The organism is Rathayibacter sp. PhB186, from assembly GCF_003751825.1.
GTDB classification, from domain to species: domain Bacteria; phylum Actinomycetota; class Actinomycetes; order Actinomycetales; family Microbacteriaceae; genus Rathayibacter; species Rathayibacter festucae.
This window is the reverse complement of sequence record NZ_RJKO01000008.1, coordinates 140232-153425: the sequence shown is the minus strand read 5'-3', so window position 1 is coordinate 153425 and position 13194 is coordinate 140232. Positions and strand designations below refer to the sequence as shown.

Sequence of the window (13194 nt, the reverse complement as noted above, 5' to 3'; positions counted from 1 at the left end):
GGTCAGCGCAGCGTCGCGACCATCGTCTCCGCGTCGCCGCGGTCGGCCACCGCGCTGAAGCCCTCGCTCCGGTAGAGCCGTCGGGCGAAGTTGTCCGTCGACACGTTGAGCGAGACCCGCGCGTAGCCGGCGGTGCGTGCCTGGTTGAGAGCGGCGCGCAGCAGCGCTCGGCCGATGCCCTGCGCGCGCCAGACCGGCCGCACCCCGAGGGTCAGCTCGGGCACGCCCGCGGCGACGAACCCGCGGCCGGGTGCGGCGGCGCTGAAGAGGCGGAACCAGCAGGCGCCGATCCGCTCGCCGTCGGCGGTCTCGGCGACCGAGCCGAGATCGCCGGGCCGGGGCCAGCCGGCGACGTAGCGGCGGGTCGACTCCTCCTCGAGGACGTCGATGCGGGTGCGGGCCGCCGTCCAGTTCCAGTTCGCCGCGTCGACGAGCATGTCGGCGAGGAAGGGGGCGTCCTCGCGGCGGGCGGGGCGGATCGAGTGGTCCATGCGCGGTCTCCGTGGGGGATCGGGTCTGGCATGAGGTGCGGACGGGTGCCCGGGGGCGGGTGACGGTGCGGGAACGGGCCGGAGCGTCGGGGGCACTCCGTCCGGGGTCAGGCCTCGATGACGAGGGGGACGATCATCGGGCGGCGGCGGTAGGTGGTGTTCACCCAGCGGCCGACGACGCGGCGGATGCTCTGCGAGAGCGCGTGCTGGTCGCTGACTCCGCTCTGCACCGCCTCCTCGAGGGCCTTCGCGATGCGCGGCTTCACGTCGTCGAAGACGCGGTCGTCCTCGGCGAAGCCCTTGGCGTGGATCTCGGGACCGACCACGATCCGGCCGGTGCCCGCCTCCACGACGACGATGATCGAGATGAAGCCCTCCTCGCTGAGGATGCGGCGGTCCTTGAGGTCGGCGTCGGTGATCTCGCCGACCGACGAGCCGTCGACGTAGACGAAGCCGAGGTCGAGCTGGCCGGCCACGGTCACGACGCCGTCTCGGAGATCGAGCACCGTGCCGTCCTCGGCGATGATCGTGTTCTCCTCCGCGATGCCGGTGGCCTGCGCGAGCTTCGCGTTGGCGACGAGGTGGCGGTACTCGCCGTGCACCGGCAGGACGTTGAGCGGCTTGAGGATGTTGTAGCAGTAGATGAGCTCGCCGGCGGCGGCGTGACCCGAGACGTGCACCTTCGCGTTGCCCTTGTGCACGACGGTGGCGCCGAGCTTGGTCAGGCCGTTGATCACGCGGTAGACGGCGTTCTCGTTGCCCGGGATGAGGCTCGACGCGAGGATGACGGTGTCGCCCTCGCCGGGCTGGATCTGATGGTCGAGGTTCGCCATCCGGCTGAGCACCGCCATCGGCTCGCCCTGCGAGCCGGTGGACATGTAGACGATCCTGTCCTCCGGGATGTCGCCCGCCTTCTTGACGTCGATCAGCACACCCTCCGGCACCTTGAGGTATCCCAGGGTGGCCGCGATGCCCATGTTGCGCACCATCGAGCGGCCGAGCAGCGCCACGCGGCGCCCGTTCGCGTGCGCAGCGTCGAGCACCTGCTGCACCCGGTGCACGTGGCTGGAGAAGCTCGCCACGATGACCCGGCGGGTCGCCTTCGCGATCACGCTCTCGATGACCGGGCCGATGTCGCGCTCGTTCGGCGTGAAGCCGGGCACGTCGGCGTTGGTCGAGTCGACCATGAACAGGTCGATGCCCTCCTCGCCGAGGCGGGCGAAGGCGCGGAGATCGGTGATGCGCCCGTCGAGCGGGAGCTGGTCCATCTTGAAGTCGCCGGTGTGCAGCACGGAGCCCGCGTCGGTGATGATCGCGACGGCGAGCGCGTCCGGGATGGAGTGGTTGACCGCCACGAACTCGAGCTCGAAGGGACCGAGGTTCTCGACGTCGCCCTCCTTCACCGTCAGCGTGTAGGGCTTGATCCGGTGCTCCTTCAGCTTCGCCTCGACCAGCGCGAGCGTCAGGGTCGAGCCGATCAGCGGGATGTCCCGCTTGAGCTTGAGGAGGTAGGGGACAGCACCGATGTGGTCCTCGTGGCCGTGGGTCAGCACGACGCCGACGATGTCCTCGAGGCGGTCCTTGATCGGGGTGAAGTCGGGCAGGATCAGGTCCACGCCCGGCTGGTTCTCCTCCGGGAAGAGCACGCCGCAGTCGACCACGAGGATCTTGCCGTCGATCTCGAAGACCGTCATATTGCGGCCGATCTCGCCGAGGCCGCCGAGCGGGATGATCCGCAGCGTGCCCGCCTCGAGCGCGGCAGGAGTGATCACGGGACTGGGCATGCGCCCTCCTCTTCCTCGGTCGGGAGTCGTCCGTGCCGCTCGTGCGGCGTCAGCGTGTGGTGCCGGCGACCTTCGGCAGCGCGCCGCCCGCGGCGGCGTTGCGGTCGGGCCGGAAGTTGCGGAAGTCGACACCGGGGATGTCGCGGACGAGGCCGAGCTCGTCCTCGATCAGGGCGGCCTCCGACTCCTCGGGGCCGACCAGCGGCAGGCGCACGCGGGGCGAGGAGATGCGGCCGAGGCCGTGCAGGATGTACTTCGCCGCGACGGTGCCGGGCACGTGCGTCATCACCGCGCGCACGAGCGGCTCGAGCTGCTGGTGCGCGAGGGTGGCGGCCCTGAGGTCGCCGGAGTTCACGGCGTCGACGATGGTGCGGTAGGGCGAGGCGGCGATGTTGGCGGTGACGCCGATCAGGCCGGTGGCGCCGATGGCCAGCTCGGGCAGGACGTTGGCGTCGTCGCCGCAGAAGTACATCAGGTCGGTCTGGTTGAGGACGCGGCTGACCTCGGAGAGATCGCCCTTGGCGTCCTTCACGGCGAGGATGTTGGGGTGCTTGGCCGCGCGGAGGATCGTCTCGTAGCGGATGGGCACGCCGGTGCGGCCGGGGATGTCGTAGAGGATGACCGGGAGGTCGGTCGCGTCGGCGATCATCCGGAAGTGCGTGAGGATGCCGGCCTGGGTGGGCTTGTTGTAGTACGGCGTGACGATCATGTTGCCGTCGGCGCCGGCCTTCTCGCTCTGGCGGGCGAGCTGCATCGCGTGCGCGGTCTCGTTCGAGCCGCCGCCGGTGATGATCTTCGCGCGTCCCGCGGCGACGGACTTGCCGACCTCGACGAGCCGGATCTTCTCCGGGTCGGTGAGGGTGCTGGTCTCGCCGGTGGTGCCGGTGACGACGATGCCGTCGGCGCCCTTCGCGATGCAGTCGTCGATGTGCTTCTCGACACCGGGCCAGTCGACCTCGCCGTCGGCGGTGAACGGGGTGACCAGGGCGACCAGGACCTGGCCGAAAGGATTCTCCGGAGTTGACACGAGCCCAGGGTAACGGGTCGGCGGCCGCGGGCTGGAGGCGTTCTGATCCTGCCGGCCGGGTCTGCGGGCTCTCGTTCGATCTGCAGGAGTCGCCGAGCCGGACGGGTCTTCAGCCGCGCCGGACGCCTCGACGGGGCTGGAACACCTGCAGATCGAACGGATCCCCGCCGTGCGCCGACGGAGGGAGTCAGGTGCGGACGTGATCCCCGCGGGAGAGGGCGGCGAGGATGTCGGCCTCGACGAGGGGCCGGTCGTCGAGGACGAGGGAGGTGCGGTAGTGGCGGACGCGGTAGCCGAGCAGGCCGAGCTCGACATCGCGCCGGTTGTCGTGCTCGGCATCGTGGAACGCAGCACCGTCCACCTCGAGGGCGAGCACCTCGCCGAGCAGGAAGTCGATGCGCCGGCGGTCGATGCGCACCTGCTGGCGGAAGGCGATCCCGAGAGTCCGCAGCCGGAAGGCGACCATCGACTCCAGCCCGCTCTCGGAGGACGAACCGGCCCAGCGGAGGAGCCGCCGATGGGGAGCCGGCAGCCGCGCGAGGAGCCGCGCTCGGCCTGCGGAGTCGAGGAGCCGCCTGTGCAGCGCCGATTCCAGGAGGACGAAGGCGAACTCGGCGCCCTGGCAGGCCGCCGCCTCGACGACGCAGTCCTCGAGCGCCTGGACCAGAGCGGAGGGCCGCGGTGCCTCCTTTGACCAGTGGACGACGACGCCGGGATCGTGGGAGAGCCGGACGGCGTGACGGTCGGGATCCCGGAGTCGGGAGGCGTGGGCGCGGACGGCGATGTGCAGGCCACGGAAGCGCGGCACCCAGAGCCCGTGCGCGACGGCGGCGTTCGCGCAGGCGAGGACCCCGCCGACGCGGAAGGCGCGCTCGATTCCGGTGTCGACTCCGGGAAGGGCGTACCAGCCCTTCCGGACGCGGAGGAGCGCTCCGGTCTTCACCGCCTCGCGGAGCTCGCGTGCGGAGGAGCCCTCGCGGAGGAACTGCTCGGTCTTCACCAGGCCTCCGGCGCGGAGGACGGAGCCGGAGGACGCGCGCACAGGGAGAGCGTGGCCGCGCAGGAAGGGCGCGCGGGGGCGCGGGCTCCGATCGGTGGAGAATCCGACGCCACGGCTCCTGTGGAGGGGGATGCCTCCGCGGGGAGTGGTGCGGTGTGCAGGCGATCCCGGCCCGCCCGGGCCTACTCGCGCGGCTCCAGGCGGCTTCGTCCTCGGATCGCCTGCAGATCGGACAGATGCCTGCACAACGGACAGGCACCTGCACAACGGCGGGGTACCTGCAGAGCGGATGCGGTGCGGGCAGGGACGCTGCTAGGGGGCGACGCGGCCGTTCGCGGTGAAGGCGGCGGCGGTGAGGGGCATGAGCTGTTCGAAGTGCTGCTCCATCTGCTCGGCGGCCATCTCGATCTCGCGCTGCGGGAAGGAGGGGAACGTCGAGTCCTCGCGCTTGGTGCGGAGGGAGAGGAAGTTCATCAGCGAGCGGGCGTTCAGCGTCACGTACATCGAGGAGTAGATGTTCAGCGGCAGGACGATGCGGGCGACCTCGCGGGCAACGCCCTCCTGGAGCATCCGCTGGTACGCCTCGAAGGCCTGGGTGCTGGCGCGGCGGGTCTCGGCGACGACGAGCTCGGTCTGCTCGGGGGTGCCGGGCTCGAAGGAGTAGGCGCCGGGCTTGCCGACCTGGACGAGGTTGCGCTGGGGGCCGGGCACGTAGAAGACGGGGCGGAGCTCGCGGTAGCGGCCCGACTCCTCGTTGTAGGAGGCGATGCGGTGCCGCATGAACTCGCGGAAGACGAAGATCGGCGCCTGCACGTAGAAGGTCATCGAGTTGTGCTCGAAGGGCGAGCCGTGGCGGTCGCGCATCAGGTAGTTGATCAGGCCGCGGTCGCGCTTGCCCTGCAGCTCGCTGTCGGCCGACTCCTCGTCGAGGGCGCCGGCGAGGGTCTTCTCGCCCTGCGTCGAGACGCGGGCGGCGAAGAGCACGTCGGAGTCGTGGGCGCTGGAGCGGACGAGCTCGACGACCACATCGGAGCGGAAGATCGGGGTGCTGTCGGAGGCGCTCTGGTCGGTCACGGCTTCGACGATAGACCCTCGGCACGGGGGCCGAGCGACGCACGGTCGGCCCCGCGGGTGCTCGCCCGGCGGCCGGCGCACACCGGATGCCGATCACGACGCCCTAGGCTGAATCCCGCTTCGCGGGCGGCCCGCGACGGGCCTCGGGAGGCACCATGAGCGAATCGACCGCACGGCACTCGGACCAGGACGGCACCGGCAGCGCCGGCGACTCCCCCCGGCGCTCCACCCGCACGGCGGCACCGCGGCCGGCCGTGCCGCCCGGCGAGGCGCCGGACACGGCGACCCGCGCGCAGGAGGAGCCCGCGGCTCCGAAGCGGCTGCGGGTCCTGATCTCCGGGGCGAGCGGCATGATCGGCTCGGAGCTGGTGCGCCAGCTCCGCTCGGACGGGCACGAGATCTTCCGCCTTGTCCGCCACGCCCCGACCAGCCCGGACGAGTTCCACTGGGCGCCCGCCTCGCACATGCTCGACTTCAGCGTGCTCGACCGGGTCGACGCCGTGGTCAACCTCTCGGGCGCCTCGATCAGCCGCCTCCCGTGGACCTCCTCGTACAAGCGCGAGATCCTCGATTCGCGGGTGCAGGCCACGCAGACCATCACCGACGCGATGCGGATGGCGTCCACTCCCCCGTCGATCCTGCTGAACGCCTCTGCCGTCGGCTACTACGGCGACCGGCCGGGCGAGGAGCTGACCGAGGAGTCCCCCCGCGGCGAGGGCTTCCTCGCCGACGTCGTCGAGCGCTGGGAGCAGGCGGCGCTGCTCGCTCCCGAGACCGCGCGCGTCGTGACGGTGCGCACCGGGCTCGTGCTCGGGAACGGCGGCGCCCTGAAGCCGCTGCTGCCGCTGACGAAGCTGGGGCTGAGCGGCCCGCTGGGCGGCGGACAGCAGTACTGGCCGTGGATCAGCCACTACGACGAGGCCGCCGCGATCCGGCACCTGCTGACCTCGTCGCTGTCCGGCCCGGTCAACCTCGCGGGGCCCGAGGCCGCGACGGCGAACGAGGTCATGAGCACGCTGGCCGAGCTGCTGCACCGGCCGTTCAAGCTGCCCGTCCCCGAGAAGATCATCGAGCTCGCACTGCGCGACGCGGGGCACGAGCTGCTGCTCTCGAGCCAGCGGCTGGTGCCGCAGCGGCTGCTCGACGACGGCTTCGTCTTCCGCCACCGCACGGTGGCCGAGGCGCTGCAGGCGGTGCTGGCGGACTGAGCGCCGCCGATCAGGCGGGCCGCTCGCGCTCCAGGGCGATCGAGCGGCGGATCGCCCCGCGGGCGCGCTTGCGGTCGCCGCTCGCGTCGTAGGCGAGGCCGAGCCGGTACCAGGCGCGCCAGCTCCCGGGGTCCTCGTCGACGTCGGCCGCGTAGCGCGGGAAGAGCGCGTCGGCCTCGGTCCGGTCGAGTCGGCCGGTCGCGCTGGATTCGAGGACCTCGGAGGGCAGGGCGTCCTCGGACTCGAGGCGCCGGGCCAGCTTCTCGGCGCGGACGCCGAAGGAGATCTCGCGCACGAGCCCCCAGACGCCGACCCCGCCGAGGACGAGCAGGCCGACGCCCATCACGATGCCCGGCACCGTCCCGGCGGCGAAGGCGACGTACGAGTACTGCAGGCAGACGAAGAGGTAGAGCGCGAGGAGGACGGCCATCAGGCCGACGCCGATGCGGGTCCTCACGGGGTGCTCGTGGCGGCCGCGGCCTGGCCGGAGGGCGGGTCGTCGCTGATCGCCGGCTCGTCGCGGACCTGCTCGGCCAGGGGTGCGGCGTCGAAGGCGGCGCGGAGGTCGATCAGCGCGTCGAGGCCGACGACCACGCCGGTGGTGCTGCGCACGGCGTCGAGGGCGCGGAGGATGCCGGCCTCGTAGGACGCGGAGGACGTGGTGTCGTGGCGGATCGTGACCGTCTCGCCGGTGCCGCCGAAGACCACCTCCTGGCGCGCCTCGACCCCGGGCAGGCGCAGGCTGTGCACCGGGATGCTCGCCACCTGCTGGCCGCGGGCGCGCTGGTCGGTGTGCGGGGCCTGAACGGGTCCCAGCTCGGCGCGCGCACGGAGCAGCAGCTCGGCGGTGCGCACGGCGGTGCCGGAGGGCGAGTCGACCTTGCGCGCGCCGTGGGTCTCGACGATCTCGACCGCGTCGAAGAAGCGCGCCGCGACGGTGGACAGCGCGGTGGCGAGGACCGAGCCGAGCGAGAAGTTGGGGATGATCACCACGCCGGCGCCGGGCTGCGCGTCGACGCTGCGGCGGAGCGCCGCGATGCGGTCGCCGGTCCAGCCGGAGGTGCCGACGAGCACCTTCCTGCCGTTCGCGACGGCGAGGTCGACGATCTGCTGGCTGACGGCGGGGAGCGTCATGTCCACGACGACGTCCGCCGCGAGCATCTCGCGCGGGTCGCTGCGCGAGCCGAGCCGGGCGACGAGGTCGAACTCCTCCGAGGCCTCGAGGAGCGAGCAGGTGAGGGAGCCGAGTTTGCCGGTTGCACCGACGACGGCGACGGAGGTGGTCACCCGGCCAGCCTAACGACCGCGGCGGACGCGGGGCTGCTGGTGGCGGTGGATCTCGATACGCCCGCTGCGCGAGCTACTCGATCAGCATGAGGGGGCGACTCGGCCGCAGGCGACTGCGCGATCATGGGGACGGCGACAGCTCCGCTCCATGCTGGTCGAGTAGCCCCGGAGGGGCGTATCGAGACCCACCGTCGCCAGCACGACGGGTCTGCAGACTTCTGTTCTGACGCTGGTGGATCTCGATGCGCCCGCTGCGCGGGCTACTCGATCAGCATGCAGACGATGTCAGTAGGACTGGGCCTCGGGGAGGCCGGTGCGCAGCTCGACGGGGAGGTGGGCGAGGTCGTTGTGGACGACGAGGACCGGGGGCTTGCGGGAGCGGACGCGGATGATCGTCAGGCCGCAGTTCGCCTGGTTCACGCCGAGCCAGCGCCAGTCCGGGGCGTCGAACACGTGCCGGACGAACCAGCCGATGACGAAGTTGTGCGTGATGAGCAGGTCGTGGCGGTCCTCGCGGGACGGGGCGAGGAACTCGGCCACGGCGTCCTGCATCTGCGCGTGCCCGGCATCGATCTCGGCCGGGGTGACGCTGCCGAAGAAGGGCTCGAAGGCGCGCGGCATGTCCGGGGTCGGGCCGGAGGGGATGCAGTCGAACAGCAGCGAGGACGGCTCGATCGACAGCCCGGGCAGGACCGCCTGGAAGCGTGCGGCGGTCTCCTCCGCCCGGCGCAGCGGCGAGTGCCACGCCCCGGTGAAGGGGACGCCGCCGAGTCGCTCGGCGATGAGCCGGGCCTGGCGCTCGCCACGGGCCGACAGCGGCCCGTCGGGCATGCCGTGCTCGGCGTCCTGCTGCTCGCCGTGGCGGACGAGGTAGATGTAGTGGGACACGGAGGTCCTCCCTGGTGCGGCGCGACGGTGCGCGGTCAGCGGGTGTTCTCAGAGCGGATCAGGCCGCGGGAGTGGTCTCGATCTCGGCGATGCCGGCGAAGGTCGACTCGTCGACCGCTCCGACGGCCGAGATCGACGACGGCCCCCGGGCCAAGTCTGCCGCGAGTGCCTGGACGTCCTCCGCGCCGACGAGGGCGAGTCGGCGCAGGCTCTCGTCGAGGTCGACGAACTCGCCGAAGGTCAGCTCGGAGCGGCCGAGCCGCGACATCCGGGTGTCCGAGTCCTCCAGGGCGAGCGCTGCCGCGCCGGACAGCTGGCCGCGGGCGCGGGCGAGCTCCTCGGCGGTGACGCCGTGCTCGGCCAGCCGGGTGAACTCGGCCAGCAGCAGCTCGGCGACGGTGCCGGCCTTCGACGGCGTGCAGGCCGCGTAGAGGCCGAAGAGTCCGGCGTCGGAGTAGGACGGGGCGAAGGAGTAGACGGAGTAGGCCAGGCCGCGCTTCTCGCGCACCTCCTGGAAGAGGCGCGAGGACATGCCGCCGCCGAGGATCGAGTTCAGCACGCCCATCGTCATCCGCCGGTCGTCCGCGGCGGCCAGGCCGGGGAAGCCGATCAGCAGGTTCGCCTGCTCGGTCGGGCGGTGGGTGATCGAGAGGGCGGTGCCGCGGGTGAAGACGGCCGAGCCGCCGACCCGGCGCTCGACCGGCGCGGCCGGGGTGCTGAGATCCCAGCCGTCGGCGGCGAGGACGCGCTCGAGCTGGGCGACGAGCACCTCGTGGTCGACCGCTCCCGCGACCGTGACGACGAGGTCGCGCGGGCGGTAGGCGGCGCGGTAGTGCGCCCAGACGGCGTCCCGGGTGGCCTCGCCGATGATGGCGGGGGTGCCGCCGATCGGGCGCCCGAGCGGGTGCTCGCCGAAGACGGCCTCGAAGAGCCGCTCGCTGGCGACGTCGGCCGGGTCGTCGTCGGCCATCGCGAGCTCCTCGAGGATGACGCCCCGCTCGGTCTCGAACTCGGCCGGGTCGAGCAGGCTCGACGTGACCATGTCGCCGATGACCTCGACCGCCATCGGCAGATCGCGGTCCTGCACCTTGGCGTAGTAGCAGGTGTACTCCTTGGCGGTCAGCGCGTTGTGCTCGCCGCCGACCGAGTCGAAGGCGACCGCGATGTCGAGCGCCGACCGGGTGCCCGTGCCCTTGAAGAGCAGGTGCTCGAGGAAGTGCGTGGAGCCGAAGTTGGACGGCACGGCGGGACGGCCGTCGACCGCGGGCAGGGCGGGCGCCTCGTCGCGGGAGCCGGCCGCGACCCAGAAGCCGATCGTCGCGCTGCGGGCCCCGGGCATCGCCTCGCTGAGGATGCGGACACCGCTCGAGAGGACGGTCCGGCGGACGAGCGAGCCGCCGGCGGCCCCGATGGTCGTCTCCGGCTGTTCGAGAGGGAGTGCGACACCGTGGTTCATCCGGCACAGCCTAGGCCACCTGCACCGGGTGATCCCTGCGCGACCCGTCAGCGGCGGGCGCGCTCCAGGGCCGCCAGGTGACCGGCGTCGAGCTCGAGCGAGACGGCGCGCACCACGGCGTCGACGTCGGCCGGAGAGCGCGGGGCGACCGCAGCCGCGGTCACTCCCGGACGGGAGAGCAGCCAGGCCAGTGCGACGGCGGCCGGGGTGGCCGAGAGCTCGGCGCCGATGGCGTCGAGGGCGACCAGCACGCGCCGCCCGCGCCGCCCGACGTGGGCGGCGGCGAGGACGCCGTCGGGGAGTCGGCCGAGCTGCCGTCGCCCGCGCTCGACGCCGTCGAGGAAGCCGTGCGCGAGCGGCGCCGTGCAGAGCAGCGAGAGACCCTGGCCGGCCGCGACGAGACCGAGGTCGCCGTCCGCCCGGGTGCTGTCGAGCAGGCTGTAGGGCAGTTCGACGCCGGCGAACCGCGGGTGGCCGTGGCCGGCGAGCACACGTGCCTCGAAGAGCTCCTCGGCGGCGAATCCCGAGGCGACGGCGGTGCCGACGAGACCGCGCGCGAGCAGCACCTCGACGGCGCTGAGCAGCTGGTCGAGGCGACCGGCGCCGTCGGGGCGGACCGCGAGGACGTCGAGTCGCTCGACTCCGAGGCGTCGCAGCGACTCCTCGACGCGGGTCACCAGGGCGCGCGGGGAGGCGACGGTGGACGGGGAGCCGCCGAAGCGGCCGAGCAGCCGGAACCGATCGCGGTCGCGGTGGCCGGCGAGCCAGGCGCCGACCCGCTCCTCCCCCGTCGCGGATCCGGCCGTGTCCGCGACGACGACGCCGTCGCCGCCCCACGCCGCGAAGCGCTCGAGCAGCTCGGGGCCGCCGACCTCGCGCCGCGCGAGCGCTGCGGCGTCGAGGACGAGCGGGAAGAGGGCCTCGGCCGCGTCGCCGAGCGAGCGCCGGAGGGCGGCGGGGGCCACGACGGGCCCGCTGTCCGCGAGGGGCGGATGCGCCGCGGTGCCGCGCATCGTCCGCGCGCCGGAGCCGGCCTTCACCCTCGCCACTCGCCCACTCCCCCGCGGCGGTCGGGTCCGCCGAGACCGAGGGTATCCGAGCGCGGCGGGCGCCTCGCGGGGCGCTCGGGAACGCTTAATCCGATCGTTACACGGTGTTCTCCGGCGGTCTCGCGAGGGTGGCCGGCGACTGTGCGGCGACCCCGCCGGCGTCGGTGGCGGCGGCTAGATTCGGGCCATGGAGCCCCTCACCCCGACCCCCGCGACGCCCTGGTGGACGAGCGCGGTCGTCTACCAGATCTACCCCCGCTCGTTCGCCGACTCGAACGGCGACGGGTTCGGCGACCTCGGCGGCATCCGCGCGCATCTCGACCACCTCGCCGACCTCGGCGTGGACGTCGTCTGGCTGTCGCCGGTCTACCCGTCGCCCCAGCACGACAACGGCTACGACATCTCGGACTACCAGGACATCGACCCGCTGTTCGGCTCGCTCGAGGAGTTCGACCTGCTCCTCGCCGAGGCGCACGAGCGCGGCATCAAGCTGGTGATGGACCTCGTGGTGAACCACACCAGCGACGAGCACGCCTGGTTCGTGCAGTCGCGCTCCTCGCAGGAGGACGCGAAGCGCGACTGGTACTGGTGGCGGCAGGGGCGCGAGAACGCGGCTCGGGAGGCGGTGCTCGCGCCGGACGCCGAGCTCGAGGCGACCGCGGAGGCGGGCCTCGACGTCGCCGAGCCCAACGGCTGGCGCTCCTACTTCTCCGGCCCGGCCTGGACCCTCGATCCGGCGACCGACGAGTACTTCCTGCACCTCTTCGCGGTGCAGCAGCCCGACCTCAACTGGGAGAACCCGGAGGTCCGGCACGCGGTGCACGCGATGATGAACTGGTGGCTCGACCGCGGGGTCGACGGCTTCCGGATGGACGTCATCAACCTGGTCTCCAAGAACGTCGAGGAGATCGACGGGCTTGGCGGCGGCTCCGGGATCGTCGGCGGGGTGGGCCCCCGGCTGCACGAGTACCTCCGCGAGATGAACGAGGCGGTGTTCGCCGGGCGCGACGCCGCGCTGATGACGGTCGGCGAGATGCCGGGCGTCACCCTCGAGGAGGCGGTGCTCGTCACCGACCCGGAGCGGCGCGAGCTCGACATGGTCTTCCAGTTCGAGCACGTCGGGATCGACCACGGCGTCGACAAGTTCCACCCGGTCCCGCTCGATCTCGTCGCCCTCAAGGCGAATCTCGCCCGCTGGCAGGACGGGCTCGCCGAGCGCGGCTGGAACAGCCTCTACCTCGGCAACCACGACCAGCCCCGGCTGGTGTCCCGCTTCGGCGACGACGCCGCCTGGCGCTACGAGTCGGCCACGCTCTGGGCGACGCTCCTGCACCTGCAGCGCGGCACGCCGTACATCTACCAGGGCGACGAGATCGGCATGACCAACGTGCCGTTCGCCGGCATCGAGGACTTCCGCGACGTCGAGTCGCTGAACTACTACGCCGAGGCGGTGGAGGAGCGCGGCGAGGACCCGGAGCAGGTGCTCGCGGGCCTGCGCGCGCAGAGCCGCGACAACGCGCGGACGCCGGTGCAGTGGGACGGCGGACCGCAGGCCGGCTTCACGACGGGCGAGCCGTGGATCCCGGTCAACCCGAACCACGTCGAGGTGAACGTCGCGGCCGACCGTGCGGCGGAGCGCTCCGTCTTCGAGTACTACCGCGCGCTGATCGCGCTGCGGCACGAGGACGAGACGGTGCAGCTGGGCCGCTTCGCCCTGCTCGAGGCCGAGCATCCGACGCTCTTCGCGTTCACCCGCACCGGGGCGAGCGAGCTGCTCGTGGTCGGCAACGTCTCCGGCGAGCCGCTCGAGGTCGCGCTGCTCGAGGAGTGGGCCGGAGCCGAGACGGTGCTGGGCAACGTCGCGGGCGCGTCGGGCTCGACGCTCGGGCCGTGGGAGGCGCGCATCCTGCGTCGCTGACCGCCGGCCCGG

12 protein-coding genes are annotated in these 13194 nt (G+C 72.6%); 2 read left to right on the top strand and 10 right to left on the bottom strand.

From position 1 onward, the window contains the following. Nucleotides 1-2: 2 nt before the first annotated feature. From EDF45_RS17655 to thyX, 5 genes are all read right to left on the bottom strand, one after another. Nucleotides 3-491, bottom strand: coding sequence for a GNAT family N-acetyltransferase (locus EDF45_RS17655; RefSeq protein ID WP_123737191.1), 489 nt, complete (start codon nt 489-491; stop codon nt 3-5). 107 nt (nt 492-598) lie between these two features. Next, the gene (locus EDF45_RS17650) at nt 599-2275 is read right to left on the bottom strand and encodes a ribonuclease J (protein WP_123737192.1); all 1677 of its coding nucleotides are present in this window, start codon (nt 2273-2275) and stop codon (nt 599-601) included. A gap of 49 nt (nt 2276-2324) precedes the next feature. After that, nucleotides 2325-3302: a 4-hydroxy-tetrahydrodipicolinate synthase gene (dapA, locus tag EDF45_RS17645; RefSeq protein WP_123704963.1), complete on the bottom strand. Its 978-nt coding sequence runs from the start codon at nt 3300-3302 to the stop codon at nt 2325-2327. Between the two features lie 187 nt (nt 3303-3489). Continuing rightward, nucleotides 3490-4344, bottom strand: a complete 855-nt coding sequence (locus tag EDF45_RS17640) for a type IV toxin-antitoxin system AbiEi family antitoxin domain-containing protein (RefSeq protein WP_132438251.1) — start codon at nt 4342-4344, stop codon at nt 3490-3492. Between the two features lie 270 nt (nt 4345-4614). Then, nucleotides 4615-5376 (bottom strand): FAD-dependent thymidylate synthase, encoded by a 762-nt coding sequence (gene thyX, locus EDF45_RS17635; protein WP_123737194.1) that lies wholly within the window; start codon nt 5374-5376, stop codon nt 4615-4617. A gap of 155 nt (nt 5377-5531) precedes the next feature. Here thyX and EDF45_RS17630 point away from each other — a divergent pair, with 155 nt between their 5' ends. Continuing rightward, nucleotides 5532-6584: a TIGR01777 family oxidoreductase gene (locus EDF45_RS17630; protein WP_123737195.1), complete on the top strand. Its 1053-nt coding sequence runs from the start codon at nt 5532-5534 to the stop codon at nt 6582-6584. 10 nt (nt 6585-6594) lie between these two features. Here EDF45_RS17630 and EDF45_RS17625 read toward each other — a convergent pair whose 3' ends face one another. The 5 genes from EDF45_RS17625 to EDF45_RS17605 form a co-directional block, all read right to left on the bottom strand. Further along, complete coding sequence (locus EDF45_RS17625; protein WP_123737196.1) at nt 6595-7041, bottom strand: hypothetical protein; 447 nt, start codon at nt 7039-7041, stop codon at nt 6595-6597. Continuing rightward, the gene (dapB, locus tag EDF45_RS17620) at nt 7038-7871 is read right to left on the bottom strand and encodes a 4-hydroxy-tetrahydrodipicolinate reductase (protein ID WP_123737197.1); all 834 of its coding nucleotides are present in this window, start codon (nt 7869-7871) and stop codon (nt 7038-7040) included. Before dapB ends, EDF45_RS17625 begins: the two co-directional genes overlap by 4 nt. A 285-nt stretch (nt 7872-8156) precedes the next feature. Next, nucleotides 8157-8759: a histidine phosphatase family protein gene (locus tag EDF45_RS17615; protein WP_123447881.1), complete on the bottom strand. Its 603-nt coding sequence runs from the start codon at nt 8757-8759 to the stop codon at nt 8157-8159. A gap of 58 nt (nt 8760-8817) precedes the next feature. Beyond that, nucleotides 8818-10215, bottom strand: a complete 1398-nt coding sequence (locus EDF45_RS17610; protein WP_123737198.1) for a pitrilysin family protein — start codon at nt 10213-10215, stop codon at nt 8818-8820. A 47-nt stretch (nt 10216-10262) separates the two neighbouring features. Further along, on the bottom strand, nt 10263-11264 hold the full coding sequence (locus EDF45_RS17605) for an aldo/keto reductase (protein WP_123741035.1): 1002 nt from the start codon (nt 11262-11264) through the stop codon (nt 10263-10265). A gap of 187 nt (nt 11265-11451) precedes the next feature. Here EDF45_RS17605 and EDF45_RS17600 point away from each other — a divergent pair, with 187 nt between their 5' ends. After that, nucleotides 11452-13182, top strand: coding sequence for an alpha-glucosidase (locus EDF45_RS17600; RefSeq protein ID WP_123737200.1), 1731 nt, complete (start codon nt 11452-11454; stop codon nt 13180-13182). Nucleotides 13183-13194 lie beyond the last annotated feature (12 nt).

Excerpts from the sequence above, each read along its gene's own strand:
- EDF45_RS17610 (WP_123737198.1), bottom strand. The coding sequence starts at position 10,215 with ATGAACCACGGTGTCGCACTCCCTCTCGAACAGCCGGAGACGACCATC.
- EDF45_RS17630 (WP_123737195.1), top strand. The coding sequence starts at position 5,532 with ATGAGCGAATCGACCGCACGGCACTCGGACCAGGACGGCACCGGCAGC.
- EDF45_RS17650 (WP_123737192.1), bottom strand. The coding sequence starts at position 2,275 with ATGCCCAGTCCCGTGATCACTCCTGCCGCGCTCGAGGCGGGCACGCTG.
- EDF45_RS17655 (WP_123737191.1), bottom strand. The coding sequence starts at position 491 with ATGGACCACTCGATCCGCCCCGCCCGCCGCGAGGACGCCCCCTTCCTC.
- EDF45_RS17600 (WP_123737200.1), top strand. The coding sequence starts at position 11,452 with ATGGAGCCCCTCACCCCGACCCCCGCGACGCCCTGGTGGACGAGCGCG.